Origin of the sequence: Halobellus limi (genome assembly GCF_004799685.1) — an archaeon.
Taxonomy (GTDB): domain Archaea; phylum Halobacteriota; class Halobacteria; order Halobacteriales; family Haloferacaceae; genus Haloquadratum; species Haloquadratum limi.
In genome coordinates, this window is sequence record NZ_CP031311.1 from 2,596,346 (window position 1) to 2,622,973 (window position 26,628).

The window sequence follows — 26,628 nt, forward strand, 5'->3', positions numbered from 1 at the left end:
GACCCGTGGGAGGTGGGTTGGAGGTGGTTTCCGACCGCTTTCACATCGCGCCGCCCATACCGCCCATTCCGCCCATACCGCCCATTCCACCGGCACCGCCGGGCGCGCCGCCCTCGTCGCCGTCGCCCTCGGTGCTCAGTTCGTCGGCGGCGATGATGTCGTCGATCTTGAGGACGAGGTTCGCGGCCTCGGTGGCCGAGGAGAGCGCCTGCTCCTTGGCGTGTGCGGGCTCGACGACGCCGGCCTCGAACGTGTCTTCGACGTCGCCGCTGAAGACGTTCAGGCCGGCGCGGGTGTCGCCGTTCTCGTGGGCCTCGCGGATCTTGACGAGCGTGTCGATGGAGTCGAGCCCGGCGTTCCCGGCGAGCACGCGGGGGACGAGTTCGACCGCGTCGGCGAAGGCCTCGACGGCGAGCTGCTCGCGGCCGCCGACGGAGCCGGCGTAGCTGCGGAGCCGACGGGCGAGTTCGACCTCGACCGCACCGCCGCCGGCGAGGACGCGACCGTCGGAGACGGTCGTGGAGACGACGTCGAGGGCGTCCTCGACGCCGCGCTCGATCTCGTCGACGACGTGGTCGGTCGAGCCGCGCAGCAGCAGCGTGACGCCGTGGGCCTCGTCGCCGAGCCCCTCGACGTAGAACAGTTCGTCGTCGCCGTCGCGGCGGACCGAGCCGTAGCCCAGGTCGGCCCCGGTGAGGCTGTCGAGGTCGGAGACGACGTTGCCGCCGACGACGTCGCGGAGGAACGCGATGTCGGACTTCTTCGTCCGGCGAACGGCCAGAATGCCCTCCTTCGCGAGGTAGTGCTGGGCCATGTCGTCGATGCCCTTCTGGCAGAAGACGACGTCGGCGCCGGAGTCGACGATCTGGTCGACCTTCTGTCGCAGCTGTTTCTCCTCCTGATCGAGGAACTGCTGGAGCTGGTCGGGGGACTCGATGTTGACCTGCGTGTCGACGTCGGTCTCCTCGATCTCGATCGGCTCGTCGAGCAGCAGGATGTCGGCCTCGTCGAACGCCGTCGGCATGTCGTCCTGGACGGGGTCCTTGTCGACGACGGCCCCGTTGAGGAGTTCGGACTCGCTCGTCGCGCGACCGGTCTGCGTCTCGACGTTGACGTTCGCGAGGTCGACGACGTAGGAGCCGTCGTCGGCCTCGACCGTGACGGCCTCGACGGTCTCGACGACGAGTTCGGCGAGGAGCTCCTTGTTGAGTTCGGAGCTCTTGCCGGTCATCGACGTCTCGGCGACCTTCTGGAGGAGTTCGGTGTCGCCGGGCTCGACGGACTCGGCGATGTCGTCGACCTGGTCGCGGGCCTCCTGGCTCGCGAGGTGGAAGCCCTTGATGATCGCCGTCGGGTGGATGTCCTGTTCGAGGAGGTCCTGGGCGTTCTTCAGGAGTTCACCCGCGATGGCGACCGCCGTCGTCGTCCCGTCGCCGGCCTCGTCCTCCTGAGTCTCGGCGACTTCGACGATCATCTCGGCCGTCGGGTTGTCGATGTCCATCTCCTGGAGGATGGTGACGCCGTCGTTCGTGATGGTCACGTCTCCCATCGAGTCGACGAGCATCTTGTCCATCCCCTTCGGTCCGAGTGTCGAGCGTACCGCCTCGGAGACCGCTCGGGCGGCCTGAATGTTGTATTCCTGAGCGTCCTTGTCCTTGACGCGCTGGGCGTCCTCGCCCATAATGATCATCGGCTGACCCTGCTGCATTCGCTGACTCATAGACATCGACTGATTGTTTGTGATTCTATATAAAAACTTCGGTTCAGGGGAGTTAGAAGGACTCCGGGAAGAGCCACCGTACGCCGCGAATAACGGCGAAAAAGGGACGCTATGCACTAGTATCGTGTGGTAACGATTGGCACTCTCGCTCCGTCTGAAACCGACTACGCTCGGTTTTTATATATCCGGCTGTCCCGTCGAGCGGGTCGAGGCGCGCGACGCAGCGCGCCCCCGTGGCGAGAGCCGGACAGACCGCTACGCTGTCGGCGTCGTGTCGTCGATAGCCCGATAAAACGCGACGGAGTAGGCCGCGTAGAACGCGCCGAAGACGGCGATCGCGACCACGTAGACGATGGCGGCCCCGACCAGGAGCGCGGTCGAAAGCTCCGGGACCGGAAGGGCTGTCGGTCGCGGTGACAGGAGTAGCGAGACCACGCCGCCGATGCCGCCGAACAGGACGCTCCCCACGAGGAGGATCGCCGTGTATCCACCGACGCTCAGGAGGTTCCGCCGAACGAGCCCGACGCTTCGCTTGAAAGCCGCGACCACGCCGGCGTCACTCAGGACGATCGCGTGGGCGTAAAACTGGACGAAGAAGGCGATCAGGAGATAGGCGAGGACGAACAGGAGGCCGACGGCCGCGAGCGCGCCGAGTCCCACCACGTTGGATGCCGCGTCGAGCGCAAAGAGGCCGGCGCCGCCGAAGATCGCCGCGAAGAACGCGGCGATCCCCAGCGTGAAGTTCACCGCGAGAACGACAAGGTACGCCACGAGGAGGCTGACGTAGTGGCGCTTCCCTACGGCGAGGAGCGTCTCGACCCTCGCGGTGCCATCGAGTGCCTCGTCCGCCATCCCGATGAGGCCGCCCTGAAAGAACGGCATAACGAGGATCATCACCCCGGTCAATACGAGGGAGACGAGCGCGGCCAAGAGCGGCTGGAAGGCCTGCAAGGCCAGTTGTGGCAGCTGAATCAGGCCGAATATTCCGACGAGAGCGGCGAGAATCGGGTTGCGAACCAGTGCACTGGCGGCTGGGCGGAGGGACTTCAGGGCAGCCATAGCCACACGGTCTCGGCCGAGCGTCGTAAACGTTGGTAGCGGGAGACGATCCGCCGGAGTCGTCGTCTCCCCCGATTCGAGCCCGGCCGACCCGGACGTCGCGAGCGGTCGCAGCGCTCACGGATCGACTACGAGAACGACCGGAGCGTGGCTGTCGCCCCCGAGACCGATCTCGACACGGCAGGGGCACGACGGGCGAGGACGGCAACGGCCCGGTCGCACACGACGCAGTGGCCGCCGAGCGTACCCACCGAAGAACGAACCGACGGTCCCGTCGCTACGTCTCGTCCGGGAGTTCGTCGGCGACGAACGGTCGATCGGAGGACGGCTCGAAGGACGGGAGCTCCTCGTCGGCGTCGAGCGCCTCGATCTCCTCCTCGTAGAGCTCCTCCTGGAGCTGGCTGCGCTTGTTCCGTCCCTTCCGCTCCCGGCCGTTTTTCGTGTCAGGCATTGTCACCCGTGTCGACGATTCCCATACCCATTAACTTTGTGTTGTTCACACTTCTGACGGTACAGGCAGCTATCGCGTACGACCGCGAGGACCCGTCGGTGCCGGAGTCGACATCTTGATCGACGTCCGCTCGACGACGACGCGTCTCGCGGGGGAATCGATTCGAGAAAGCGCCAGGACAGGGATTTGAACCCGATGGCGAGACTCGCTTCGCTCGTCTCGCGTGGTTCAAATCCTCTCGGTGACGACAGCACGTAATCGACTCGCGTCCGCTCGACGACGACGCGTCTCGCGGGGGAATCGATTCGAGAAAGCGCCAGGACAGGGATTTGAACCCTGGATCCCAGAGGGAACACGCTTTCCAGGCGTGCGCCTTACCACTCGGCCATCCTGGCTCGATCGGAGGTAGCCTACTGAATCGTTTAAGTCCTTCCCTTCGCCGCGAGTCGCGGTTCGGCGGCGTAGGAAACGAGGGACACGACCGCCCCGACGACGAGGGCCATCCCGGCGCCGTTCAAGAGGGTGACACCCAGGGGGCCGACGAGCAGGCGGTACCCCTGGACGAGCACGAGGAACGTCAGCGCGCCGACCGTCCCCCACAGCAGCGACGATCTGGTCCGGTTCACGCCAGCACCTCGACCTCGTATCCCGCGTCCCTCAGTGCCTCCAGCACCTCGTCGATGTGGTCGTGCCCGCGCGTCTCGATGTCGATCTCGACGTCGGCCTCGTTCATCGCGACGTCGCGGGAGGTCCGGTCGTGCTGGATCGCGTAGATGTTCGCCCGGCGGTCGGCGATGATCTCGACGAGGTCCTGCAGCGCGCCGGGGCGATCGCGGAGGACCGTCCGGATCTTCAGATAGCGGCCGGTCTCGACGAGTCCGCGGACCAGGACGGTCGTCAACTGGTTCGTGTCGATGTTGCCGCCGCACAGCGCCGGGACGATCGTCTCGCCCTCCTCGTAGTCGAAGTGCTCGAAGAGCAGCGCCGCGAGCGGGACCGCGCCGGCCCCCTCGACCAGCGTCTTCGACCGTTCGAGCAGGTACGTCAGCGCGACCGCGATCTCCTCGTCGGAGACGGTCACCACCTCGTCGACGCGTTCGCGGATCACCTCGAACGGACGCTCGCCGACCTTCCGGGTGGCGATGCCGTCGGCGATCGTGTTCACGGCGTCGAGTTCGGCGATCGACCCGGTCCGCAGCGACTCCGGCAGCGACGCCGCGCCCTCGGCCTGGACGCCGATCACGCGCACGTCCGATTTGCGCCCCTTCACCGCGGTCGCGATCCCGGAGATGAGCCCGCCGCCGCCCACCGGGACGACGACGGTGTCGACCTCCGGGCAGTCGTCGACGATCTCCAGGCCGATCGTCCCCTGTCCGGCCATCACCTCGTCGTCGTCGAACGCGTGGACGTACGTCCGGTTCTCTTCGCGTTCGATCTCGTGGGCCTTCGCCTGCGCCTCGTCGTAGTCCGCGCCGTGGAGGACGGTCTCGCCGCCGTAGCGCTCCGTCGCCTCCACCTTCGAGATGGGCGCGTGCTCCGGCATCACGATCTTCGAGTCGACGTCGAACCGCGACGCCGCGAGCGCGACCCCCTGGGCGTGGTTGCCCGCGCTCGCCGTGACGACCCCCGCTTCCCGTTCGGCCGGCGAGAGCGTGGTGATCCGGTTGGTCGCCCCGCGGAGTTTGAACGCGCCGGTCCGCTGGAACGTCTCGAGCTTCAGGTGGACGTCCGCACCGGTCATCTCCGAAAACGTGTAGGAGTACTCGAGCGGCGTCCACCGGACGACGCCGTCGATCCGCTCGCGGGCGGCCTCGACGTCGGCGAGAGAGAGCATCTCGGTCCCCCGTACCGCGTGGCCGGGCCTAAATGTTCTTCTTGGTATCCGAACGACACCCGGGCGGCCGCCGTTCGCGGCAGCGATCCGGACCGGCGCCGCTCTCAGGTGTCAAGGGGGAAAGGGGGGAATGCACGCGTGTGACGTGCACTTGGGTATGCACCCGCGAGGTACATAAATATCCCCCACGCAGAGTGAAAGTGAAATCGGGCGACAGCGACGGCCTCCCCGCCGCTGTCTGACGTTCGTCTGTCGTCCGTCTGCTGTGGTGGGTAGTGTTAATCAAACGTCATTATTGAGTGATATTTTCTACACATCAGATCGAATGAGAGCCAAGAGAGTGACGCGCCGTCGCTCGGCAGGGGAGCGACGGCTGAACCGGTTACTTATTTGTTCATTGATACTTCTCGATCCACCGACGGGGAGAGTGATCCCCTCCCGTTGGGGAGCGCTGTTCGGCGCGGTTTCAGACCCGCTGCAGAGAACCGGAGAGACGCGACGCAGGTTCTCCGCTCGGAGCACCGGCAGGTCAGCGTTCTTCGTCGGGTCCTCGTCTCGCGACGAAACTGCTCCACGAGCGGGGTTTTCTCTCCGAGGAGCGGTACACCGCCGCGAACGACCGTGGCTGAGGACCGGCCTATCGCTCGTCGAGGTCGGGGAACGTCAGGTCCGTCGGGCCGACGTAACGCGCCCGGGGGCGGATGAGGCGGTTATCGTCGTACTGTTCGAGGACGTGGGCGATCCAGCCGGCGACGCGGGACATCGCGAAGATCGGCGTGTAAATATCGATCGGGATTCCCATCTGGTAGTACGTCGACGCCGAGTAGAAGTCGACGTTGGGGGCGAGGCCCTTCTCCTCGGTGATGTACTCCTCGATCGCGACGGAGTAGTCGTACCACTTGGTGTCGCCCGCGGCCTCCGCCAGCGACTTCGACTTCTCGCCGAGGATCTTCGCGCGGGGGTCCTTGACGTTGTAGACGCGGTGACCGAACCCGGGGACGCGACGCCCCTCTGCGAGGGCGTTCTCGACCCACTCGGTGGGGCCGACGTCGCTGTCGTCGACTTCCTTCAGCATCCGCATCACGTTGGCGTTCGCGCCGCCGTGAAGCGATCCGGCGAGCGTCCCGACGGCGGCGGTGACGGCGCTGTGGAGGTCAGAGAGCGTCGAAGCGGTCACCATCGCCGAGAACGTCGAGGCGTTCAGTCCGTGGTCGGCGTGGAGGACGAGCGCCATGTCGAACGTCTCGGCGAGGACGTCGTCGGGCACCTCGTCGTTGAGCATGTAGAGGAAGTTCGCGGCGTGGTCTAAGTCCGCTCGCGGCTCGACGGGGTCGTCGCCCTGGCGGATGCGCTGGAACGCGGCGAGGGCGGTCGGGAGTTTCGCGGTGATCCGACACGCCTTCCGGAGGTTCGCGTCGAGATCGGTCACGTCCTGATGGTCGGCGTCCTCGTCGTACGCCGACAGCGCGGAGACGATGGTCCGGAGGGCCGCCATCGGCACCTCGTCGGCCTCGGCGAGCTTCCGGACCACGGAGAGGACCTCCTCGTCGAGCGTTCGGCGCTCGGCCATCCACGACTCGAAGTCGGCGAGCTCCGCCGCGTCGGGGAGTTCGTCGTGCCAGAGGAGGTAGACGACTTCCTCGTAAGACGCCTCGCGGGCCAGGGCCTCGATCGGATACCCGCGGTAGACCAGTTTTCCGGCGTCGCCGTCGATGTAGCTCAGTTCCGACTCGGCGACGAGGACGCCTTCCAGCCCGCGCTTCAGGTCGTCTGACATACCTATCAGATTCCCGTCCACGTGAAAAAAGCGTTATCGTTTACGGGTGTCGCTCGCGCACAACGCCCCGGAAGCGCGACGCGGTCGACCACCAAGCGTTTTGGCGCCCCACCCCGAACGGCGAGGTATGGACCCACGGGACGTCGAGTACGAGCCGGTCAGCGTCAAGGAGGTGCTGGCGGAGATGAAAGACACCGCCGAACTCCTCATCGACCTCTCGTACTCCGCCGTCCTCAACGGGAGCGACGAGATCGCCCGGGAAGTGCTGGAGCTCGAAGGGCGGATGGACATCCTCCAACTCCAGGGCCGGATGAGCCTCCTGATGGCGGCCCGAAGCCCCGAAGACGCCGAACAACTGGCTCCCGTCCTCGGCGTGATGGGTGCCGCCGAGAAGATCTCGAACGCCGCCGGCGACATCGCGAAGATCGTCCTCGAAGACATCGGGATGCCCGACGCGATCCGGACCGCACTCCCCGAGGCCGTCGAGGTGCTGGTCCGCGCGGCGGTCGACGAGGGCTCCCCGTACGCCGGTCGGACGCTCCTCGATGTCAATATGGAGACCGAGACGGGGGTTCGCGTCATCGCGATCCGTCGGGAGTCGGCGACCGGCAAGCGCCGGTGGCTGATGAACCCCGGCCCCGACAGCCAACTCCAGCCGAACGACTCGCTGCTGCTCCGCGGTCCGCGAGACGGCATATCGGCCGTCTACGAGGCGGCGACCGGCGAGCCCTACGAGCCCGCGGAGGCGGTCGAACCGCCGATCGAGGACCTCGAACGGGCGATCGACTCGATCACGCTGATGAAAGACATGAGCGAGCTCGCCGTCGACCTGGCCTACGGCGCGGTGCTGTTCGACAGCGAGGGCGTCGCCGAGGAGGTAAAAGAGCTCGAGGCGGAGGTCGACGCCCTGCAGTCGCGCTTCGAGGCCTGGACGCTCCGCGCGGCGGGCCGCGTCGAGGATCCCGTCCGGCTCCGCGGCCTCGTCCGCCTGGCGTCGGCGACGGAGGTCATCTCCGACGCCGCCCTCGAAATCAGCGAGGGCGTCCTCCGCGGCATCGACGCCCATCCGGTGGTCGCCGCCGCCGTCGAGGAGTCCGACGAGGTGATCGTTCGGCTCTCGGTCGCGTCCGACGCCCAGCTCGCGGGCACCACGCTCGGCGAGCGGATGGTCAAGACCGAGACGGGGATGCGCGTCATCGCCGTCCGCCGCGGCGAGAGCGGCGAGGAGTGGGTCGTCCAGCCCGGACCGGAGACCGAACTCCGCGGCGGCGACGTCATCATCGCGAAGGGGACGCGCGCGGGCGCAGAGCGGCTGAGCGAACTCGTCGGCGACGTTCAGGAGTTCGACGAGTAGCGCTCGGAGGCAGAACGCGGCAGCGTCAGAGAGAGAGAGGCGGCAGCGTCCGGACGAGATTACAACTCCCGAGTCAGTCGCACGGCCTCGACGACGGTCAGTACCGACGCCACCAGCAGCGCCGTCGACGTCGCGAGGACGAACGCGAGCACCAGAAACCACCCTTCGGGACCCAACACGGGGTACTCGCGCGTCCCCGCGAACGGTCCGAACACCTCGAACACGCGGACCAGGTAGGCGAGGACCGCCAGGGCGATGCCCGCGGCGACGCCGACGGTCGCGTTCCGCGGGACCGACAGCGCGCTGACCAGCCCCGACTGCGGCGGCCGGTCCGGGACCTCGTCGCTCATACTCGCTCGTTACGGTGCGGTCGGCAAAGCGTCGTCGGTCGCGATCGGCCGTTCGCGCGGGGGCCGGAGAACGGTGGATAGACGACGGCGAGCGGCGGAGACCGAACCCCTAAAGTCCGACCCCTCCGAGTGTCGGACAATGACGACACTCGGCACGGCGAGTGCGGCCCCCGGCGAGATCGACACGGGCCGTCTGGCGGTGGGCGAATCCCGCGACGGGACGGAGGTGGGCCTTCCCTGTGCGGTCGTGAACGGCGCTACCGACGGGAAGACGCTCTACTTGCAGGCGGCCTCGGACGGCGACGAACTGAACGGCGTCGGCGTCGTCAGCCGCGTCGTCCCCCGGCTCGATCCCGCGGAACTCTCGGGGACGCTCCTCGTCGTCGGCGTGGTCAACTACCACGCGTTTCAGGTCGCAGAGCACCGGAACCCGATCGACGACACGAAGATGAACCGCGCGTACCCCGGCGACGAGCGGGGAACCTCCTCGGAGCGCATCGCCGCGGCGACGTTCGACGCGGCGACGCGCGCGGACCTGATCTTGGACCTCCACCAGGGCTCGACGTCGCGGATGATCGACGAGGTACGGGTCCGCTGCGGCCGTCGCCACCGAATGCACGGGGAGTGTCTCGAACTCGCGAAGACGTTCGGCTGCGGCTACGTCCTCGATCAGAAGGGCCCGGAAGGACAGCTGGCCCGCGCCGGACCGGACGAGGGGATTCCGACGATCGACCCCGAACTCGGCGGCTGCGTCGGCTGGGACGAAGAGAGCATCCGGGCGGGCGTCGAGGGCGTGTTCAACGTCCTCCGCGAGTACGACTTCCTCGACGGCGACGCCACCGCGTCGCAGCAGACGCGCGCGAAGGGATTCGATCAGTACGGTTCCCCGAGCGGCGGACTCGTGCGGTTCGAGGCCGACCTGGGTGATCGGGTCTCCGCCGGCGACCTCCTCTTCGAGGTGATCGACGTCTTCGGCGAACTGCAGGCCCGCGTGACAGCCAACAGCGACGGCGTCTTCTGGCGGACCCGCCGCCTCCCGCAGGTCGCGACCGGCGAGTACGTCTGCTCTGTCGGCACCAACGTCGACACGTACTGAGCGACCGTCGAGGCTCATCCACCGATGCCACTTCCACCGACGCTCGAACTCGTCTGTTCGGTCTGTGAGGAGACGCACGACGGGTGGACCTGGCGGTGTGACTGCGGCGCGCCGCTGGACTTCGCGTCGTCGTCGGCGAAGCACCGAAAACGGACGGCCCCACCGGCGTCGTGGGCGGACACCCGCGCCGGGCTGTGGGCCTTCCGCGACTTCCTCCCGGTCGGTCCGCACGTGACGCTCGGCGAGGGGCTGACGCCGCTCGTCGACGCGCCCGAGTGGGACGCGGCGTTCAAACTGGAGTACGTCTTCCCGACGGGATCGTTCAAGGACCGGGGCGCGACGGTGACGCTCTCTGTCGCCGCCGAACTCGGCGTCGACCGGGTCGTCGAGGACTCCTCGGGCAACGCGGGCGCGGCCATCGCGACCTACGCTGCCCGCGCCGGTCTCGACGCCGAGATCTACGTTCCCGCGTCGGTCAAGCCCGGAAAACGCCGCGCGATCGAACGGACCGGCGCGACAGTCGTCCCGATCGAGGGGAGCCGCGAGGACGTCACGGCCGCCTGCGTGGCGGCCGTCGACGCCGGGGACGCGTGGTACGCCTCCCACGCGTGGAACCCGGCCTTCTTCGCGGGCACGGCGACGTTCGCGTACGAGGTCTGCGCCCAGCGCGACTGGACCGCGCCGGACGCCGTCGTGACGCCGCTCGGCCACGGCACGCTCTTTCTCGGCGCCTACCGCGGCTTCCGCGACCTCTACGACGCCGGCTGGATCGAGTCGATGCCGCGCCTCCTGGGCGCGCAGGCGGCCGGCTCCGCCCCGATCACGGCGGAACTGCACGGCGAGGCGGCGGCCGCCGGCGAAAACGACGTCGCCGACGGGATCCAGATCCGTGAGCCGGTCCGGAAATCACAGATCCTGGCGGCGATCGACGACACCGGCGGCGACGCGGTCGCCCTCCCCTCGCGAGCGGTCGAGCGCGAACTCGACAGACTCCACAGCGAGGGGTTCTACGTCGAACCCACCTGCGCCGTCGCGCCCGCGGCGCTCGACGTCTACCGCGAGCGCGGCGTCGTCGCTGCCGACGACGACGTCGTGGTCCCGCTCACCGGGAGCGGGCTGAAAACGTAGGCGTCCGAAGTATTGGGGGCGAGAAGATCGTTTTGTGGTCTCACAGCTACGTGAGAACCGACGTGGGGATCTTGCGGATCACACCCTGTGAGAACTCATATAGATTATCGTAGCAATCCATCGATTCGGTTTCATCCGAAGCGAATACCGCGGCCAGTCGAGGGTCTGTAGACGGCCGGTTGGCCGCGATACTCCCTACTAGAGTCTATCTCAGCGGTTGATTCACTCTCCCTGCTGGACCTCGAAGATCTCCTCTGCGGTGAGGCCGTGAGCTTCGCGGTGTACCCTCTCACCCGCTTCTTTGCTGGGGCCTTCGAACAGGCAGAAGACGGCGTCTTGGTCCTCGTCGACCCAGTAATTCAGATATTTCACTCCGTGCTTTTCTTGCGTTTCGAGGTCCTTTTTGTGGGCCTCTGCAACGTCCTCAGCACTACCGCCGACGTTCCTGTGAACGTCCATATATAAGGGCATAGTCGTATCCTGTTACGACGCCTCAGAGTATAAAGATATCTAATAATTATTATATATTTACCTGAAGTCCTCTGTATAAGTGGAACTCCCGTGAACCGCCTCGGGGTCAAGCCCAGGGGCATTCGCATTGCATATCTGTAGATCGTAGTGATTTCACACCCGCTATGTCGAGCATCCGCGAGCGGGCGCAGTGAGCGAGCAAGTTCACCGACGGAGCCGCCGAAGTTCCCGGGAGCGACCGACAGGAGAGAATAGGTGCACGCAAGAGCCCCGCTCTTCCGGAGACGGCGGAGTCGGACGCTTTTTGATCCAGATTTTTGCAAGCGAGTGGTCGCGCGCAGCGCGACCCGACGCAGCAAAAAGTGGGATCGAAAGACGACTTACCGCCGACTCATCTGCTCGTCCCAGTCGATCCACTCCTGCTCCCACCCGGTCTTCGCGAAGTAGCCCGGCTCGTTGGCCCGCTGGGCGTCCTCGCGTTCGGTCCGGTTCCGGGCGGGCGCGCTGCCCTGCTCGCCGTCGACCAGCAGGGGTTTGAACGCCACCGGCCCGCACCGCTCGACGACCTCGCCGTCGTCGTCGACGACGGCGAGCGACTGCTCGGGGCCGCCGAGCGGGAGGACGAGTCGCCCGCCGGGCGCGAGCTGCTCGACCAGCCGCTTCGGGGGTTCGATGGCGGCCGCCTCGACCAGAATCCGGTCGAAGGGCGCGTACTCGGGGAGCCCGCGCGCCCCGTCGCGAGCGTCGACGAGGACGCCGCCGTAGCCGGCGGATTCGAGGTTCGAGCGCGCGGCGTAGACGAGCCGCCGGTCGATGTCGACCGCGTGCACGCGCGTCTCGCCGACGAGTTCCGCGAGGATCGCCGCCGTGTAGCCGACGCCCGCGCCGACGACGAGGACGTCGCCGGTCGACTCGGCGTCGTCCGCTGCAATACCGTCTGCGCCCTCCGTCCGGTCCGTTCCCGCCGCGCCGCCCGCACCGACTGACGCCTCGGCGTTTCGGGCGTTCACGTCGAGCGCCGTCAGGAGGCGCGCGACCATTTCGGGAGCCAGAACCGTGGTTCCGTCCGCCTCGCTCCGGCCGTCGTAGGGCGCGTCGTCGACGAAGGTCCGGCGGGGGACCGTCCGCATCGCGAGCGCGACGGCGTCGTCGATCGACAGCCGTTCCTCCAGGCCGTCGACCATCTCTCCGCGCAGATCCCCGGGGTCCATACGTTGCGCTCGGGCGTGCGTACTAATCAACTGCACGCTCCGGGCCTCGGATCAAGCGGTGCGCCGCCGGAGTGCGCCGCGTACCTCGACCGCTCACCCGCGGATGCGAACGAAGCGGACGCCCCCGTGGTCGCTCCGATCGAAGGATCCGTCCGCGCGCTTTTCGAGGACGACCAACGTCTGGTTGACGTCGCCGACGGGTGCGACGATCCGTCCGCCGGATCGGAGTTGCGCTCGGATCGCGTCGGGGACGGACGGGACCGCGCACGTGACGTACGCCCCGTCGAACGGGGCGTACTCGGGCCAACCCTCCCGCCCGTCGCCGACCCGGATCGAGACCCGATCCGCGTAGTCGAGTCGGCCGAGAGTCCCGCGGGCGTCCGCCGCGAGGTCACCGTCGTACTCGACGGAGTACACGTGCCCGTCGGAGAGCAGTTCGGCCGTCACCGCCGCGTGGTAGCCGCAGCCGGTTCCGACTTCCAGCACCGCGTCGTCGGGCGCGGGATCGAGCAGTTCGCACATCAGCGCGACCATATGCGGGGCGCTCACGGTCTGGTCGTTCCCGATTGACAGCGGGCGGTCGTCGTAGGCGCGGTCGCGGCGACCCGCGGGGACGAACTCGTGACGGGGCACCGCGCGGATCGCGTCGGCGACGCGGTCGCTCTCGACGTAGCCACGGCGGCGCAGTCGCTCGACGAGCGCTCGGCGCGCCTCCGTGTGTTCCTCGCTCACACGCGGCAGTTGGCGCTCCAGCGAGTCGAATCTTTCCCCCCGTCCCTGCGCGGTGGCCCGAGGCGCGTATCACGGCCCGAGCGTCCGCTCGACGGCGCTCGTGAGGTCGACGACGCAGAGGACCACTCCCCCGGCGACGACGAGCGCGACGGCGGCGAGGAAGCCGACGAATCCGACGACGTCGAACGTCCACACCGGGAAGGCGAGTCCGGCCGCGACGATCGGTGCGGCGAGCGCGCCTGCGGCTACGAGGAGGGCGTAGGCGGCAGTTCGTGTCACGTCGGCGCCGTGTTCGCCCGACGCCGACCTAAGTGTACCGCCGAGCGCGGGCGTGAAGACGCCGCTTCCGGACCGAGTAATAAAAAGGCGCGGTCACCAGGCCGACCAGGCGGAGGTCGTCTGGTCGGTCCCGTAGAGTCGCTTGACGTCCTTCGCGTACACCATATCGCCGTCGTGGTCGAACTTCCCGTGGCGGTACTCCGGGGCGTCATCGCGGACCTGGATGGCCTTGACCTCGAACTCCTCGTCGCCGAACGTCTCGGTCTCGCCGACGACGAACTCGTGGTCGCCCGGAAGCTGCAGGTCGAAACTCCGCGTGTGCTCGCGGTCGCCCGTCCCCTCCTTCGGGTTGACGGTCACCTTCACCGTCACGTTGTCGACGGCGCGGGTCCAGACCGTGTCGACGTCCTCGATCGTCGCCTCTTCGGTCCGCTGCTCGGGGCCGATCTCGATGCCCGTGACCCGGACGAGCATGATCGCCTCCTCGCTGTCGACGATGAATTCGTCACCGACCGCGACCGTGTCCGTCGGCGGCGCGTCGACGGTCGTCGAGAACGACTCGCCGTCCTGGGAGACGACAACGTCGCGTTCGACCTCCGTCTCCGAGTCGACCTGGACCTTGTGGACGTGACCGCACTCGGTGCACCGGACGGTGTGGCGGCCGCCGCCCTCTTTCAGTACCTCGTGGACCGTCGATTCGGCGGACGAACAGGAGGGACATTCGACCGCGATGCGGTCCTGTGGCGTGCTCATACGGCGTCGTAACCCGTCTGGCCCTAAAAGTCCGCCCTTCCGCCCGCCCCGTGGCAGACGCTGGCGCGCGTCGGCGTCGCGGCGACAGAACGGGGAGACGACGCCGGCACCGCGGGACGGCGTCGCTGTCGACGACGACGCAGTGTTCCTCGGCGAGGGCGACATCGACACCGCTGGATCGAGTGAACGGCCTCCCCTGCTCGCGGCTTCGCCGCTCGCTCACCGAGGAAGCTCCACTTCCTCCCCGGTCTCGCGGTTTCACCGCTCGCTTATCGAGGAAGCTTCACTTCCTCCCCGTCCGCCCACACGGTCGGCTCTCGGATGATCCCGTCGAGGTGCAGCGGCGCGTCGGTGTCGCCGCCGATCCCCGCGTCGTCGCCGATGGCGACGTGGACCGTCCCCGCGGCCTTCTCGTCGAGGAGGACGGAACCGACGAGGTCGGTGACGCCGACGTTGGTGCCGATGCCCAACTCCGCGAGGTTGTAGGCGTCGCGGCCGACCTCCTCGGCGGCCGCCTCGACCTGGCTTCGGATCTCGTCGTCGGAGATGTCGGTCACGTAGCCCTCTTCGACCTCGAACCGGAGTTCCTGACCCTCGTCGAGCAGGCCGTGCGGCCGCATCGTCCCGTCGACGACGTAGGTGCCGTTCGCGTCCGTCGGCGAGACGAACACCTCGCCCGCGGGCAGGTTCGAGAAGCCGCCGGCGTCGTGGACGATGCCGGTGTCGGTGTTCCACGCCCTGTCTCCCGGTTCGAACGTGATGTCCGTCCCCGCGGGCGCGGTCACGCGGATCTCCTCGGCGTCTTCGACCTGCGCGAGCACCTCCCGGCAGTGCTGGGCGATGGCGTCGTAGTCGGCGTCGAGTCCCGTCAGGAACACGTCCTCGGTGATTCCGGGCAGCGTCGCCCCGCGAGCGCCCGTGTCGCAGGCGTTCCCGCGGGCGCGGGTGTGGCTGATGCTCTTCGTCGTCGGCGCGAGGAACACGTCCGCCTCGGCCATCGCGGCGGCGACCGGTCCCGGCGGTTCCTCGCCGTGCTGGTCGCCAGGCGGGTACTGCAGGATCGTCGTCTCCTCGGCGACCGCGGCAGCGGCCTCGTAGAGGGCCTCGCCGATCGCCCGTCGCTCGTCGTCGGTGACGATCACGCACGATTCGGCGGCGTCGAGGGCCATACACTGCTCGACCGCTGTCGTCGCGGCGGTCGCGAGTCCGTCGTTCGACATACCACCGTCTGGGGCCCCCGCGGAGTTAGACGTTCGGATCGGTTCCGAGTCGGACACGGATCCGCCCCGAGTCGGACGGTGAAGCGTCCGCTCCGGGGCCGGCGTTCGCGACTCCGCCGGCCGGTACTCGGATCCGGGGAAATCGTCCGCGTTACTCGACGGGGAGTTAATTTCTCTCCGATATGCTCCGAAATAACTATGCGTGTGCTCGCCGGATATTTTCGTAATGATACGAGTGGGTGTCAACGGCTACGGAACGATCGGGAAGCGTGTCGCCGATGCCGTCGCGGCCCAGCCCGATATGGAAGTCGCTGGCGTCGCCAAGACGCAACCCAACTTCGAGGCCCACACCGCCGTCGAGCGCGGCTACTCGATGTACGCGGCGATTCCGGAACGCGCGCCGCTGTTCGGCGACGCGGGCATCGAGACCGCGGGCGTCGTCGACGAACTGGTCGCCGACGCCGACGTGATCGTCGACGCCACGCCGTCGGGGATCGGCGCGGAGAACCGATCGCTCTACGCCTCCTACGACACGCCCGCGATCTTCCAGGGCGGCGAGGACGCGAGCGTCGCCCAGGTGAGTTTCAACGCGCGGGCGAACTACGACGACGCCCGGGGGGCGGACTCCGTCCGCGTGGTCTCCTGTAACACGACGGGGCTCTCCCGGCTCGTCGCGCCGCTCGAGGAGGAGTACGGCGTCGAGAAGGTCCGCGCGACGCTCGTCCGGCGCGGCGGCGACCCGAGCCAGCACTCCCGCGGCCCGATCAACGACATCCTCCCGAACCCGATCGAGATCCCCTCCCACCACGGCCCGGACGTCCAGACCATCTTCCCCGAGCTCTCGATCGACACGATGGGGCTGAAGGTGCCGGCGACGCTGATGCACGTCCACGCGGTCAACGTCACGCTCGAATCCGACGTGACGGCCGCGCACGTCCGCCAGCTCCTGGAGGACCAATCGCGGATCTACGTCATTCCGGAGGGGTTGGGCCTCGACGGCGCCGGGAAGCTGAAGGACTTCGCGCTCGACGCCGGCCGGCCGCGCGGCGACCTCTGGGAGAACTGCCTGTGGGGCGAGTCGATCGCCACCGAGGGGCGGGACCTCTATCTCTTCCAGGCGGTCCACCAAGAGTCCGACGTCGTCCCCGAGAACGTCGACGCCATCCGCGCGGTGACCGACAGCGCCGACGCCGCCGAGAGCATCGAGCGGACGAACCGGACGATCGGCGTCGGCCTCGCGGGCGACCCCTCGGGCTTCAACGACTCCCAGGTCGAGGCCGAGGCCGCGGACGACTGAGCGAGCCGGGTCGACCGCGCGGTCTCGGCCGGGATGACCGCCACCAGATCTCGGAGTCTCCAACCCCTGAACCGGATTTATTACGCCCTGTTCCGTGGGGGGACTCGTGAGCGACGACGACCAGTCTCGCGGTTCCGGATCGCCCCGTTCCGACCAGCCACCCGATTCCGGACCGCCCCGGTCGGACCGCGCCAGTCGGGCGGCGCGGGACCTCGAAGACGACAGCGAGGACGGCGAGTACGAGGTCGACTCGGCCGACGAGGAGCTACAGCACCTCCTCGAGGAGTTCGACGCGCTCGCGGAGACCGTCGACTCTCCGGCCGAACGGGCGCGGGTCCGACGCGCCCGACGCGCGGCGGTCATAGCAACCACCGCAGCGGCCGAAGCCGCCGACGCCCCAGTCTTCGGCCGCGTCATCCGGGGCTTCGACCGGAGCGACCTCGCAGAAGCGTTCCTGGGGTCGTTCCTGTTCGGGGTGCCGATGTTCGTCGAGGGCGGGACGAACGAGGTGGGGGCGTTCCTCGCGAGGCGGCCGCTCTTTCTGTTCGGGACCGTCCTGAGCGCGATCGGACTCGTCGTCGGAATCCTCTACGTCGCGGAGATACAGGACGTCCGCGTCCACAACCCCATCCTCGGCGTCGTTCCGCGGCGACTCGTCGGCGTCCTCGGCGTCTCGTTTCTCACCGCCGTCGCCGCGATGACGGCGTGGGGACGCATCGCGTGGTCGGAGCCGACGCTGGCGTTCGCGACGGTCGCCGTCGCCTTCGTCCCGATGAGCGTCGGCGCGGCGCTCGGCGACATCCTGCCGGGGACGTGAGATCGGACCGGCCGTCGCCGCAGGTCGAACGGGGCGGAGCGCGGGTCGAGCGGACGCGCAGCCAGAGAACTCGCGCTACGCCGTGAGCCCGAAGAACGTCACGTCGCCGGCGTCGGTGTCGAGGATCGCGACGTGGTAGGCCTCGTCCGCGCCGGGGAACGGTAGCCCGCCGGGGTTGACGTGGACCGTCCCGTCGCGCTCTTCGCACGTTCGCTGGTGGGTGTGCCCGCGGACGACGTAGTCGTAGGTCCCGCAGTCGACGAGCGCGTCGACGAGTCGCTCGCTCGTCCCGTGGTAGACGGCGACGTCGACGTCGCCGTCGGAGCCCTCGAAGGTCAGGTGCGCGCTCTCGCCGTGGTGCGTTCCGAACTCGTCGATCGTTTCCGCGAGCGCGCACTCGCCGTCGTTGTTGCCGCGGACGGCGTGGAACTCGAAGTCGGCGTCGAAGGTCGCCGCCGTGAAGGGCGCGACGACGTCGCCGCAGTGGACGACGGCGTCGACGTCCTCGGCTTCGAACGTTTCGACCGCGCTCCGGGCCAGATCGAGGTTGTCGTGGGTGTCCGAACAGAGTCCGACGAGCATAGCTTCGGGTTCGGCGTTCTCCCGCTTCAGCGCTTCGGCGGCGCCGGAGGTGCGGGCGTGGGGACGGCGACCGCGGCAGCGTACGGCGGAGGGAGGAGAGATGACGACCGCGGCAGCGGCACGAGGGACAGTCTACTCCCGCTTCAGCGCTTCGACGCCAGCCAGCGGCTGCCCGGTCAGCGCGCGGATGTACGCCCCGCCGGCGATCGAGACGTGGCCGAAGTCGGCCTCGTCCATCCCGTACATCTCGATCGCGCGGGAGGTGTCGCCGCCGCCGACGACCGAGAAGCAGTCCGTCTCCGCGATGGCCTCCAGCACCGTCACGGTGCCGACCGAGAAGCGCTCGTCCTCGAAGACGCCGAGCGCGCCCTTCACGAAGACCGCCTCCGACTCGCGGACGACGTCGGCGTACCCCTCGGCCGTGTCGGTACCGACGTCCAGGAAGGAGACGTCCTTCTCCTCGATCGCCTCGACGTCGATCTCGGCGCGCTCGTCGGCGTCGTCCTCGTACGCCAGGTCCGTCGCGAGCGTGATCTGGTCGCCGCGCTCGTCGAGCATCTCCTCAACGACCTCGTGGTTCTGCTCCCACTGGGAGTCGTAGAGGTCGGCCTCGGGATCGAGGTCGAAGCCGACCGGGTGACCGGCCGCCCGGAGGAACAGCTCGCCCGCGATGCCGCCGAGGAGGAAGTCGTCGACTTTGGTCCCTAAGTTGTTCATCACGTCGATCACGTCGGTGGCCTTCGTGCCGCCGACGACCATCGTCACCCGGCCGTCGAACTCCTTTCCGGCGATGGCGGTGTTGGCCTCGTACTCGGTCTCCATCACGCGGCCCGCATAGGACGGAAGCACGAGCGGGAAGCCGACGAGCGAGGCGTGCGAGCGGTGTGCTGCGGAATAAGCGTCGTTGACGTAGGCGTCGAAGTGCGGCGCGAGCGACTGCACGAACTCCGTCTCGGCCTTGGTTTCGGGCTCTTCCTCGGGCAGTTCGTCGTCGCACATCCGCGTGTTCTCGAGCAGGAGGATCTCGCCGGCGTCGAGGGCGTCGATGGCGTCGATCGCTTCTCCTCCATATGTGTCGGCGACGAACTCGACGTCGCGGCCGACGTGTGAGGCGAGGATCTCGGCGTGGCCCGACAGCGAGACGAAGTCGTCGCGGCCGGGGCGGCCCTGGTGCGCCAGGAGGACGACGCGGTGGCCCGCCTCGGCGAGTTCGCGCACGGTCTTCGCGTGCCGTTCGAAGCGGCGGTTGTCCTGCGGTTCGCCGCCCTCGATCGGGGAGTTCAGATCGAGGCGGACGAGCACGCGCTGGTCGGAGGCGAGGTCGTCGAGCGTGTCGAACGTGGACGTGGCGGTGGATTCGGACATGTGTTTCTGTCTGAGAGTGTCGTGAGGAGATTACTTAGTCGTGGTCGAACCGGGAGCCGGTTCGCGGGAGTCGTCGCCGGCGGGTCCGGACTGAACGCGGGAGCCGTCGCCGGTGCTTCGAGCCGAACGCGGGAGTCGTAACCGGCGACGAACCCGAGGCGGATCGAACGCGGAGCCTCCGGTTCAGTCGTGGGTGACGTAGTGCGCGACGTCGAGCATCCGGTTGGAGAAACCGTACTCGTTGTCGTACCACGTCAGGATCTTGTAGAGGCCGCCGTCGTTGACCTGATTCGTCGAGTTCAGGTCGACCGTCGAGGAGAAGGGCAGCCCCAGGATGTCGGTGGAGACGACCTCGTCGTCGGTGTAGCCGAGGACGCCCGCCAGCGGGCCCGAGTCGGCGGCGTCGCGGAAGGCGTCGTTGATCTCCCCGGTCGAGGGCGCCGCGTCGAGGGAGACGACCAGTTCCGTGATCGAGCCGTTCGGGACGGGCACGCGGATCGCCATCCCGTCGAGTTTGCCTTCGAGCTGGGGCAGGATCTCCGTCGTCGCCGCCGCGGCCCCCGTCGAGGTGGGGACGATGTTCTCGGCGGCGGCGCGGCCGCGACGCGTCTTCGACATCGGGCCGTCGACGAGGTTCTGGCTGCCGGTGTAGGCGTGGACGGTCGTCAGCAGGCCGCTCTCGATGCCGAACTCGTCGTCGAGCACCTTCGCGACGGGGCTGACGGAGTTCGTCGTACAGGAGGCGTTCGAGACGACGTCCTCGCCGGCGTACTCGTCGTGGTTGACGCCGTAGACGATCTGCTTGACGGGCTCTTCCCCCTTCGGGGGCGCGGAGATGACGACCTTGTCCGCGCCGGCGTCGAGGTGCGCAGAGGCGTCCTCTTTCGTGCGGAAGATGCCGGTACACTCCAGGGCGACGTCGACGTCGAGGTCGTCCCATGGGAGGTTCGTGGGATCCTGGACGTTGTACAGCGGGACCGACGTGTCGCCGGCGACGAGGCTGTCGCCCTCGCGGGAGACGTCGTCGGCGCGACCCATCACGGTGTCGTACTTCGCGAGATACGCCATGTCGTCGAAGTCCATCACGTCGTTGATGCCGACGAGTTCGACCTTCGGGTGCTCCCGTACCGCCCGGAAGACGTTGCGACCGATTCGACCGAAACCGTTCAGGCCGACCCGAACGGTCTCGGAGTCGTCGACGGCTGCACCGGTGCTCAGATTCGATCGTTCACTCATAACTGAGTACACTTCGTCCTCATACTTGAATCCCGGTGTCATCGGATTCGAGAGAGCAAAGAAACAATTCGACGGGTATAGAGCCTCTTTCTCCTCTGTAGGTTCTTCGGGTCCGTATTTCTGTCGCAGAGTGAACGAAAACTTCGTTCACAAGGAAACAGTATCGATCAGTATGTAACAAATAACAGGAGAAACGCAAACAGAACCGATCACGTTCGATCGGTCTCGGAGTGACGCTCGTCGGAACCGAGTGCGTGGGACGGAACAGTCGCTCGGGACGAGCGGTTGGTGGGCGAAAAGTTATCCGGGTCGTCGAATCGGAGGGCGACCGGCCGATGAACGGTACTAGATTCCGCCGGGGGGAGAAGGTTTTTCATCGGAACCGACCTAGAGAGCGACGATGAGAGACGACCGCGACGACCCGTTCGACGACTTCTTCGACGGAATCGAACGGATGATGGACGAAATGACCGGCAGCGACGCCACCGGATTCGCCTCCGAGACGCACGTCGACGTCTACGACGAGGGCGAGGACCTCCGACTCGTCGCCGACCTCCCGGGCGTCACGAAAGACGCCGTCGAACTCAAGTGCGACGGCGAGGTCCTCACGATTTCGGCCGCCGGCGACCGTCGCGAGTACGACGAGCGGATCCGACTCCCCGCGCGCGTCGACGAACACAGCGCCAGCGCGTCGTTCAACAACGGGATTCTCCAAGTGACGCTCCAGAAGGTCGACGACTCCGCGTCGATCGACCTCGAGTAGGCCGCAGGCTCGGCGAACTCGCGCAGGCCTTCGGTTCACGACGCCGTCTAGGCTGTGATATCCGCCGCTATTCGCACGGGTGGTTTCTCGGCTCCGAACACACACGTCGCAGTCGATCGGACCGACGTTCGTCCCGCCGATGCCGTCCCGACGAGATAGCCCATCGGCTGCGAACCGCGCGACGGGACAGCGCGTCGGCTACGGGAGCGGGTCGGCCCGAGAAATCGGTCGGTCGGGGATCGCGGCGGCCGGCATCGAGGCGGGGCGGAAGCGCCTTACGAGACCAGCAGCTTCTCGCCCTTCTCGACGTCGATGCGGCACGGCGGCGACATCTTGTTGTACGCGCGGCGGAGCGCGTCCTTCGCGACGTCGGCGTCCTCGGGATCGCAGTAGACGGTGAAGACCCGCTCGCCGTTCTGGATCCGGGCGGCGGTGCCGACGGGCTTGCCGAACGCCTGCCGCATTCCGTCGGAGACGCGGTCCGCGCCCGCGCCGGTCGCCTGCTTGTTCTCCCGGAGGATCTGGTGGGGGAACTTCCGGAGGACCATCTTGTAGTTCTCCTGGCCGACCTCCTTGAGCATCACGCGATTCGCCGACAGGCGCGCGGATTCGAGCGAGCCGTGGCGGACCTGACACTCCTCTTCGAGTCGGAGGCTGATCTGGACCGGGTAGTCCTGCGGACCGGTCTGGAGGTTGCCCATATTGTGCTGTGCGATCTTCGAGCCCGGGATCCCTGTGACGTAGTCGCGTCGCGTGTACGACGGCTTCGACAGTTCCCGGTACATTGAGGCGGGTTTGTCGGACATAGTTACTTGTGCGGAACAACGCCTATTCGACCTAAAAGCGCTTCGAACTGTTCGCCGCGGGAGCGGGGAGTCGCGTTCGCCCCGGCAGGTGATCGAAAATACAGCTATAGTAGTGGTTAGAAATAGTTGCTCACTTTTGGAAGAGAAAGCTGGTCGAGAGCGGTATCGATCGCCGTCGTGAGCTCGTTGAGCGAGTCAAAGAATCGGTTGCTGAGAGCGTCTTGGAGTTGTCTCCAGCACTCTTCGACAGGATTGAGTTCCGGCGAATACGCCGGCAACGTGACGAAGGCGAGGTCGTCACGGGCCGCCAGGTCCGTGACGGCCGACGCCTGGAAGTACGGCGCACCATCCAATACGACGATCAAATCTTCTTCGAATTCTTCGCATAACGCGAGAATGAAATGTTTCGCGTGATCGGCGGTGACGTACTCCTCGAACCGTGAGAAAAAGCAGTCACCGTCTTCGGTGATCGCACCAAGTAGACACGTCCAGTCGTGTTGACCGGACAGTTCGACACTCGGCCGCGTGCCGCGCGGAAACCACGCGGGACGCGGCTCGACCTGCACAGATTTCTTGGTTTGGTCGATACAGACTACTGTGGCGTCCATCTCCCGCCGCTTTTTTTGATCTCGTCGTGGAACTCTTCCTGGTCGGATTCCTCGGCTTCGGCGGCTGTTCGACGTGGTTTTTGATAACTGAGTCCAGCTTCTTTGAGCAACCGCCGACAACTCGGGATCGAGTATTCGACGCTGTACGTTTCTTCGAGAAATTCTTGGGCGAGCGCCGGCGTCCACGCCGGCGCGTCGATCCCGACTTCTTCAGGAGACTCGTTGACGGTTTGTTCGAACTCTTCTTGCTGTGATTCTGAGAGTTTTCTTTTTCTCCCGGATCGATGATCATCGGAGACGGCTTGCTCAAGCGACTCGTCGGTGTCGAGTCGCTTGAGCCAGCTATAGATCGTCCGTCGTTGAACATCGTACCACTCGGCTAGTTCAGTCTGCGAAACACCGTTTTTGTACGCTATTGCCGCTAAGAGCCGTTGCGTTGGTTTCTTTCCGTCCACGTTGTCGAGGGTGTCTTGCAGTTCCTCGACGGAGATCTCGTCGAGATGATCCACTAGTAGTTGCAACACACTCTGAGTAAAAAATTCTACCGGATATTATATATTCGTCGCCACGACGTCCTCGGACCTGTGATACTCGTCCTCGAAAACGAGGTCACCCCCGACGCCACCTCGAAGCCGCGGGCGCGGACGTCGAGGTGTACCCGTACGCCGACGCCGGCGGCCATCCCGTCGCGCTCGCCGACGCCGACGGGGTCGTCCTCTCCGGAAGCACCGCGGGCGTCTACGAACGGAGGCGTACCTCTGGATGGACGAGTTGCGCGCGCTGGTCCGAGGCTTCGTCGACGAGGAGGTGCCGACGCTCGGCGTCTGCTTCGGCCACCAGCTCGTCAACGACGCGCTGGACGGGCGCGTCGAACACCGCGGTCTCCGGAAGGGGATCGAAACGCTCCGCTTCGCCGACGACCCGCTCTTCGAGGCGGTCGGGGCCCGCGTTCCGATGGTTCAGGCGATTTCGTGACTGAACTCGGCGACGGGACGGAGCGTATCGCTACGGCCGGCTACTACGAGATCCTCGGCAGCCGGCACCGCGACGCGCCGCTGTGGACGGTTCAGTACCACCCGGAGTTCACGGCGGCGCTCCTGCCGCGGATCGAGGCCGACTTCGGCTGGTCGACGAACGATTCGGATCGGGACTTCGACGACGCCTCCGTCGAGCGGACGCTCGGGAACTTCGTTCGGCTGGCGACCGGGTGAACGGCCGCCGCCCGAGCGTCACTCGGAGCCATCGGCTCGCTCGGGGACGGCCGATTCGGGCGGGTCGACCGGGACGAACTCCAGGCCCAGTTCGTCGAGCAGCGCCGCCGCCCGGTCGGTGACCGAGGGCGCGACGAGCAGTCCGCGGACGCCCTCGTCGGGGAACTCTTCGTCGACGGCCTCGACGTAGCGCCGGAGCTGACTCGCCGCGGAGGGACCGACGCGGCGGCGCTTCAGTTCCACGACGACCGGCCGTCCCGCCTCGTCCTCGCCGAACACGTCGACCGGGCCGGCGGCCGTCTCGCGCTCGGTCGCCGTCGGGACGAAGCCGGGGTCCACCAGGTCGGGGTCGTCGAGGATCCGCCCTCGAAGGTCCTCCTCGCTGCCGGTCAGTCGCAGGTCGCTCCGGTCGCTCACCTCGTAGGCGGTCGCCTGCTCGATCCGCTCGAAGTCGACGTCCAGGCGCTCGTCCGGAGAGGACCGCTCGCTGCGGATCCGGAGTCGACCGTCCCGGACGCTCGCGCGGTGGACGCATCCGGGCGGTTGCCAGTTCACCGGCTTTCGGTTCTCGTCGGTGTGGACGAGCACCGTCCCGTCGGGCTTGCAGACGACGAGCCGGTCGCCCGGGCCGAGGCTCGAGGCCGCCCGTCCGTCGTACTCGACGCTGCACCGACCGAACACGGTCACCATCCGGCCGTCGCCGAACGCGGATTCGAGCAGGCCCAGCGCGTCCCGGTGGGTCGGGCGGTGGAGCGTCGTCACGGACATCGGTCTGGTCGATCGGTTGGCGCTCGGCGAATAAAAGTCGCGCGTCGGCGATCCTCGGCGTGGTCGCCTGTCGGCGCCGTCGGCACGATCACGCGTCGGCGATCCCGGGACGGTCGCCTGTCGCCGCCGCCGGGACGAACCGGCGTCACCGACGCGCCCGGGACAGCAGTCCGCGAGCGCCGACGCCCGCCGTCGCGCCGACCGTGTTCAGCACGGCGTCGGCGGCGCTGGCGGTTCGCGCCGCCAGCGGGGCCTGGAGGAGTTCGACGCCGAGGCCGACGGCGGCGGCGACCGCGACGGCGGCGATGGCGATTTGGACGCCGGCGGCGGTCTCGGACCCGGCGACGGACTCCACATCGCTGCCGTCGGAACCGGGGCTGGTCCCGACATCGCCGCCGTCGTGCTCGATCCCGGCCCCGACGCCGTCCGCGACGAGCCACGCGAGCACGCCGTAGCCGACGACGTGCGAGAGGGCGAAGACGTCGACGCCGAAGGGCGCACCGGTCGCCGCGCCGCCCGCCGAGGCGCTCGGCGAAGGATCGACGAGGCCGAAGACGGCCGCGGGGTCGACGACCGACGCGAGGACGACGAGGGCGATCCACGCGACCGCGGTGCGGCGTGCCCGTCGTCGCGAGCGCGCTTCGCGAGACCGACCACTGTGCACTCGACCGGTCACCGCAGTTCGCTCACCATCCCGTCGAGCATCGCCGCGCCGGACTTGAGCAGCGACGGCTTCGTGAGCGTGTCCACTTCGTCGCGGGTGAGCTTGAAGTCGAAGAGCGCGAGGTTCTCGCGCAGGTGCTCCTCGGAGGCCGACTTGGGAATGACGACGACGCCGCGGTGCTGGGTCGCCCACCGGAGCGCGACCTGCGCGGGCGTCCGGTCGTACTTCTCGGCGAGTCGCTGCACGTCCTCGTCGTCGAGGACCTTCCCGCGGGCCAGCGGGCTGTAGGCGGTGAGGAGCATCCCCTCGGACTGGCAGTAGCCGAGCATCCCGCGCTGGGGCTTGTAGGGGTGAAACTGCACCTGGTTCGTGACGAGCGGCGTCTCCGCGGCCGAGCGCGCGCGGTCCAGAAACACCTGCGGGAAGTTGCTGACGCCGGCGTTGTACACCAGCCCCATCTCCACGAGGCGGTCCATCGCCGCCGCCGTCTCCGAGACGGACACGAGCGGGTTCGGCCAGTGGAGCAACAGGAGGTCCACGTAGGCGGTGTCGAGTCGGTCGAGGCTCTCCTTCGTCGATGCGAGGGCGTCGTCGTAGCCGGCGTTGCGCGGGGAGAGCTTCGTCGTCAGGAACACCTCGTCGCGGTCGACGTCGGCGTCGTCGATGGCGCGACCGACCTCCGTCTCGTTCTCGTACAACTGCGCGGTGTCGACGTGTCGGTACCCGAGCTCCAGCGCCGTCGAGACCGTCTCGTAACACGATTCGCCAGTGAGTTGCCAGGTCCCGAGCCCCACCTTCGGGACGCGCGCCCCGTACGCCTCGGCGTACTCCATCTCGACGTCGGCCTCGTCCATACTCGTCTTGCGTGCTCCGTCGATGAGAACGTGTCGGCGGACGCAACGGGCTGGCGGACGCTCGATTCCGGCTCTGCGACGCCCCCGCCCTAGACGGCGTCGCGACTCGGCGTGTGACTCGAAATGAGAATAGTTCAGAGAACTGCCGCAACCGAACCGGACTCGTCTGCCCGCTCGCCCGCCAGCCTCCGACCGCTACCGTGCGTCTCGTTGACTTCCTGT

29 protein-coding genes and 1 tRNA gene are annotated in these 26,628 nt (G+C 67.4%); 8 read left to right on the forward strand and 22 right to left on the reverse strand.

Annotated elements, in window-relative coordinates; translation table 11 throughout:
- Positions 1–40 precede the first annotated feature (40 nt).
- The 7 genes from thsB to citZ all read right to left on the reverse strand — a co-directional run bounded on the left by thsB (position 41) and on the right by citZ (position 6,841).
- Positions 41–1,690, reverse strand: a complete 1,650-nt coding sequence (thsB, locus tag DV707_RS12905) for a thermosome subunit beta (protein ID WP_103991958.1) — start codon at positions 1,688–1,690, stop codon at positions 41–43.
- A 285-nt stretch (positions 1,691–1,975) separates the two neighbouring features.
- Positions 1,976–2,779, reverse strand: a complete 804-nt coding sequence (locus DV707_RS12910; protein WP_103991314.1) for a DUF7847 domain-containing protein — start codon at positions 2,777–2,779, stop codon at positions 1,976–1,978.
- A 277-nt stretch (positions 2,780–3,056) separates the two neighbouring features.
- Positions 3,057–3,230 (reverse strand): hypothetical protein, encoded by a 174-nt coding sequence (locus DV707_RS18645; protein WP_170216848.1) that lies wholly within the window; start codon positions 3,228–3,230, stop codon positions 3,057–3,059.
- Positions 3,231–3,544: 314 nt separating this feature from the next.
- A tRNA-Ser gene (locus tag DV707_RS12915) sits at positions 3,545–3,625 on the reverse strand.
- 27 nt (positions 3,626–3,652) lie between these two features.
- Positions 3,653–3,856 (reverse strand): hypothetical protein, encoded by a 204-nt coding sequence (locus DV707_RS12920; RefSeq protein ID WP_103991313.1) that lies wholly within the window; start codon positions 3,854–3,856, stop codon positions 3,653–3,655.
- Positions 3,853–5,064: a threonine ammonia-lyase gene (gene ilvA, locus DV707_RS12925; RefSeq protein WP_103991312.1), complete on the reverse strand. Its 1,212-nt coding sequence runs from the start codon at positions 5,062–5,064 to the stop codon at positions 3,853–3,855. Before ilvA ends, DV707_RS12920 begins: the two co-directional genes overlap by 4 nt.
- 637 nt (positions 5,065–5,701) lie before the next feature.
- On the reverse strand, positions 5,702–6,841 hold the full coding sequence (citZ, locus tag DV707_RS12930) for a citrate synthase (protein ID WP_103991311.1): 1,140 nt from the start codon (positions 6,839–6,841) through the stop codon (positions 5,702–5,704).
- 127 nt (positions 6,842–6,968) lie between these two features.
- Between citZ and DV707_RS12935 the strand changes: the two genes are divergently transcribed.
- Complete coding sequence (locus tag DV707_RS12935) at positions 6,969–8,195, forward strand: potassium channel family protein (protein ID WP_103991310.1); 1,227 nt, start codon at positions 6,969–6,971, stop codon at positions 8,193–8,195.
- A gap of 59 nt (positions 8,196–8,254) precedes the next feature.
- On the opposite strand, the gene DV707_RS12940 is transcribed toward DV707_RS12935, so the two are convergent.
- Positions 8,255–8,545 carry a DUF7536 family protein gene (locus DV707_RS12940; protein ID WP_103991309.1) on the reverse strand — a complete coding sequence of 97 codons (291 nt, stop codon included), beginning with the start codon at positions 8,543–8,545 and terminating at the stop codon, positions 8,255–8,257.
- 139 nt (positions 8,546–8,684) lie between these two features.
- Here DV707_RS12940 and DV707_RS12945 point away from each other — a divergent pair, with 139 nt between their 5' ends.
- Together DV707_RS12945 and DV707_RS12950 are read left to right on the forward strand one after the other, a co-directional pair.
- Complete coding sequence (locus tag DV707_RS12945) at positions 8,685–9,641, forward strand: succinylglutamate desuccinylase/aspartoacylase family protein (RefSeq protein WP_103991308.1); 957 nt, start codon at positions 8,685–8,687, stop codon at positions 9,639–9,641.
- A 24-nt stretch (positions 9,642–9,665) separates the two neighbouring features.
- Positions 9,666–10,769, forward strand: a complete 1,104-nt coding sequence (locus DV707_RS12950) for a pyridoxal-phosphate dependent enzyme (protein ID WP_103991307.1) — start codon at positions 9,666–9,668, stop codon at positions 10,767–10,769.
- 222 nt (positions 10,770–10,991) lie between these two features.
- Here the strand turns inward: DV707_RS12950 and DV707_RS12955 are convergent, their stop codons facing one another.
- From DV707_RS12955 to DV707_RS12980, 6 genes are all read right to left on the reverse strand, one after another.
- Entirely contained in the window at positions 10,992–11,228 is a 237-nt protein-coding gene (locus DV707_RS12955) for a DUF4242 domain-containing protein (RefSeq protein WP_103991957.1), read from the reverse strand.
- 392 nt (positions 11,229–11,620) lie between these two features.
- On the reverse strand, positions 11,621–12,451 hold the full coding sequence (locus DV707_RS12960) for a protein-L-isoaspartate O-methyltransferase family protein (RefSeq protein WP_103991306.1): 831 nt from the start codon (positions 12,449–12,451) through the stop codon (positions 11,621–11,623).
- Between the two features lie 93 nt (positions 12,452–12,544).
- Positions 12,545–13,183, reverse strand: coding sequence for a protein-L-isoaspartate(D-aspartate) O-methyltransferase (locus DV707_RS12965; protein ID WP_103991305.1), 639 nt, complete (start codon positions 13,181–13,183; stop codon positions 12,545–12,547).
- 69 nt (positions 13,184–13,252) lie between these two features.
- Positions 13,253–13,462 carry a hypothetical protein gene (locus tag DV707_RS12970; protein WP_103991304.1) on the reverse strand — a complete coding sequence of 70 codons (210 nt, stop codon included), beginning with the start codon at positions 13,460–13,462 and terminating at the stop codon, positions 13,253–13,255.
- Positions 13,463–13,555: 93 nt separating this feature from the next.
- Positions 13,556–14,215: an HVO_0476 family zinc finger protein gene (locus DV707_RS12975; protein WP_103991303.1), complete on the reverse strand. Its 660-nt coding sequence runs from the start codon at positions 14,213–14,215 to the stop codon at positions 13,556–13,558.
- A gap of 269 nt (positions 14,216–14,484) precedes the next feature.
- Entirely contained in the window at positions 14,485–15,435 is a 951-nt protein-coding gene (locus DV707_RS12980) for an aminopeptidase (RefSeq protein ID WP_103991302.1), read from the reverse strand.
- Between the two features lie 226 nt (positions 15,436–15,661).
- Between DV707_RS12980 and DV707_RS12985 the strand changes: the two genes are divergently transcribed.
- Positions 15,662–16,732, forward strand: coding sequence for a type II glyceraldehyde-3-phosphate dehydrogenase (locus tag DV707_RS12985; protein ID WP_103991301.1), 1,071 nt, complete (start codon positions 15,662–15,664; stop codon positions 16,730–16,732).
- Between the two features lie 106 nt (positions 16,733–16,838).
- The gene (locus DV707_RS12990) at positions 16,839–17,549 is read left to right on the forward strand and encodes a DUF2391 domain-containing protein (protein ID WP_200820879.1); all 711 of its coding nucleotides are present in this window, start codon (positions 16,839–16,841) and stop codon (positions 17,547–17,549) included.
- Between the two features lie 75 nt (positions 17,550–17,624).
- Here DV707_RS12990 and DV707_RS12995 read toward each other — a convergent pair whose 3' ends face one another.
- The 3 genes from DV707_RS12995 to gap form a co-directional block, all read right to left on the reverse strand.
- Positions 17,625–18,131: a metallophosphoesterase family protein gene (locus tag DV707_RS12995; RefSeq protein ID WP_103991300.1), complete on the reverse strand. Its 507-nt coding sequence runs from the start codon at positions 18,129–18,131 to the stop codon at positions 17,625–17,627.
- A gap of 132 nt (positions 18,132–18,263) precedes the next feature.
- Complete coding sequence (locus tag DV707_RS13000; protein WP_103991299.1) at positions 18,264–19,496, reverse strand: phosphoglycerate kinase; 1,233 nt, start codon at positions 19,494–19,496, stop codon at positions 18,264–18,266.
- Positions 19,497–19,679: 183 nt separating this feature from the next.
- A complete protein-coding gene (gene gap, locus DV707_RS13005) occupies positions 19,680–20,732 on the reverse strand; it encodes a type I glyceraldehyde-3-phosphate dehydrogenase (protein WP_103991298.1) in 1,053 nt (350 codons plus the stop codon).
- A gap of 400 nt (positions 20,733–21,132) precedes the next feature.
- Here gap and DV707_RS13010 point away from each other — a divergent pair, with 400 nt between their 5' ends.
- Positions 21,133–21,495 carry an Hsp20/alpha crystallin family protein gene (locus tag DV707_RS13010; RefSeq protein ID WP_103991297.1) on the forward strand — a complete coding sequence of 121 codons (363 nt, stop codon included), beginning with the start codon at positions 21,133–21,135 and terminating at the stop codon, positions 21,493–21,495.
- A gap of 275 nt (positions 21,496–21,770) precedes the next feature.
- Here the strand turns inward: DV707_RS13010 and DV707_RS13015 are convergent, their stop codons facing one another.
- Both DV707_RS13015 and DV707_RS13020 read right to left on the reverse strand, forming a co-directional pair.
- Entirely contained in the window at positions 21,771–22,301 is a 531-nt protein-coding gene (locus DV707_RS13015) for a 50S ribosomal protein L16 (RefSeq protein ID WP_103991296.1), read from the reverse strand.
- A gap of 116 nt (positions 22,302–22,417) precedes the next feature.
- A protein-coding gene (locus DV707_RS13020) for an IS630 family transposase (protein ID WP_136361877.1) occupies positions 22,418–23,418 on the reverse strand; the annotation gives its coding sequence in 2 pieces (ribosomal slippage) (positions 22,418–22,926 and positions 22,926–23,418; 1,002 coding nt in all).
- Between the two features lie 253 nt (positions 23,419–23,671).
- Here DV707_RS13020 and DV707_RS19000 point away from each other — a divergent pair.
- Together DV707_RS19000 and DV707_RS19005 are read left to right on the forward strand one after the other, a co-directional pair.
- Positions 23,672–23,884, forward strand: coding sequence for a glutamine amidotransferase-related protein (locus DV707_RS19000; protein ID WP_235010837.1), 213 nt, complete (start codon positions 23,672–23,674; stop codon positions 23,882–23,884).
- Complete coding sequence (locus DV707_RS19005) at positions 23,881–24,120, forward strand: type 1 glutamine amidotransferase family protein (protein WP_235010838.1); 240 nt, start codon at positions 23,881–23,883, stop codon at positions 24,118–24,120. Before DV707_RS19000 ends, DV707_RS19005 begins: the two co-directional genes overlap by 4 nt.
- 18 nt (positions 24,121–24,138) lie before the next feature.
- Here DV707_RS19005 and nucS read toward each other — a convergent pair whose 3' ends face one another.
- The 3 genes from nucS to DV707_RS13040 all read right to left on the reverse strand — a co-directional run bounded on the left by nucS (position 24,139) and on the right by DV707_RS13040 (position 26,385).
- Positions 24,139–24,888, reverse strand: coding sequence for an endonuclease NucS (nucS, locus tag DV707_RS13030; RefSeq protein WP_103992742.1), 750 nt, complete (start codon positions 24,886–24,888; stop codon positions 24,139–24,141).
- A gap of 145 nt (positions 24,889–25,033) precedes the next feature.
- Positions 25,034–25,552 carry a hypothetical protein gene (locus tag DV707_RS13035; RefSeq protein ID WP_103992743.1) on the reverse strand — a complete coding sequence of 173 codons (519 nt, stop codon included), beginning with the start codon at positions 25,550–25,552 and terminating at the stop codon, positions 25,034–25,036.
- An 8-nt stretch (positions 25,553–25,560) separates the two neighbouring features.
- Positions 25,561–26,385 (reverse strand): aldo/keto reductase, encoded by an 825-nt coding sequence (locus DV707_RS13040; RefSeq protein WP_103992899.1) that lies wholly within the window; start codon positions 26,383–26,385, stop codon positions 25,561–25,563.
- Between the last annotated feature and the right edge of the window lie 243 nt (positions 26,386–26,628).

Coding starts and splice junctions, on each gene's coding strand:
- thsB (WP_103991958.1), bottom strand. CDS start 1,690: ATGATCATTATGGGCGAGGACGCCCAGCGCGTCAAGGACAAGGACGCT.
- DV707_RS12910 (WP_103991314.1), bottom strand. CDS start 2,779: ATGGCTGCCCTGAAGTCCCTCCGCCCAGCCGCCAGTGCACTGGTTCGC.
- DV707_RS18645 (WP_170216848.1), bottom strand. CDS start 3,230: ATGCCTGACACGAAAAACGGCCGGGAGCGGAAGGGACGGAACAAGCGC.
- ilvA (WP_103991312.1), bottom strand. CDS start 5,064: ATGCTCTCTCTCGCCGACGTCGAGGCCGCCCGCGAGCGGATCGACGGC.
- citZ (WP_103991311.1), bottom strand. CDS start 6,841: ATGTCAGACGACCTGAAGCGCGGGCTGGAAGGCGTCCTCGTCGCCGAG.
- DV707_RS12935 (WP_103991310.1), top strand. CDS start 6,969: ATGGACCCACGGGACGTCGAGTACGAGCCGGTCAGCGTCAAGGAGGTG.
- DV707_RS12940 (WP_103991309.1), bottom strand. CDS start 8,545: ATGAGCGACGAGGTCCCGGACCGGCCGCCGCAGTCGGGGCTGGTCAGC.
- DV707_RS12945 (WP_103991308.1), top strand. CDS start 8,685: ATGACGACACTCGGCACGGCGAGTGCGGCCCCCGGCGAGATCGACACG.
- DV707_RS12950 (WP_103991307.1), top strand. CDS start 9,666: ATGCCACTTCCACCGACGCTCGAACTCGTCTGTTCGGTCTGTGAGGAG.
- DV707_RS12955 (WP_103991957.1), bottom strand. CDS start 11,228: ATGGACGTTCACAGGAACGTCGGCGGTAGTGCTGAGGACGTTGCAGAG.
- DV707_RS12960 (WP_103991306.1), bottom strand. CDS start 12,451: ATGGACCCCGGGGATCTGCGCGGAGAGATGGTCGACGGCCTGGAGGAA.
- DV707_RS12975 (WP_103991303.1), bottom strand. CDS start 14,215: ATGAGCACGCCACAGGACCGCATCGCGGTCGAATGTCCCTCCTGTTCG.
- DV707_RS12980 (WP_103991302.1), bottom strand. CDS start 15,435: ATGTCGAACGACGGACTCGCGACCGCCGCGACGACAGCGGTCGAGCAG.
- DV707_RS12985 (WP_103991301.1), top strand. CDS start 15,662: ATGATACGAGTGGGTGTCAACGGCTACGGAACGATCGGGAAGCGTGTC.
- DV707_RS12995 (WP_103991300.1), bottom strand. CDS start 18,131: ATGCTCGTCGGACTCTGTTCGGACACCCACGACAACCTCGATCTGGCC.
- DV707_RS13000 (WP_103991299.1), bottom strand. CDS start 19,496: ATGTCCGAATCCACCGCCACGTCCACGTTCGACACGCTCGACGACCTC.
- gap (WP_103991298.1), bottom strand. CDS start 20,732: ATGAGTGAACGATCGAATCTGAGCACCGGTGCAGCCGTCGACGACTCC.
- DV707_RS13010 (WP_103991297.1), top strand. CDS start 21,133: ATGAGAGACGACCGCGACGACCCGTTCGACGACTTCTTCGACGGAATC.
- DV707_RS13015 (WP_103991296.1), bottom strand. CDS start 22,301: ATGTCCGACAAACCCGCCTCAATGTACCGGGAACTGTCGAAGCCGTCG.
- DV707_RS19000 (WP_235010837.1), top strand. CDS start 23,672: ATGGACGAGTTGCGCGCGCTGGTCCGAGGCTTCGTCGACGAGGAGGTG.
- nucS (WP_103992742.1), bottom strand. CDS start 24,888: ATGTCCGTGACGACGCTCCACCGCCCGACCCACCGGGACGCGCTGGGC.
- DV707_RS13040 (WP_103992899.1), bottom strand. CDS start 26,385: ATGGAGTACGCCGAGGCGTACGGGGCGCGCGTCCCGAAGGTGGGGCTC.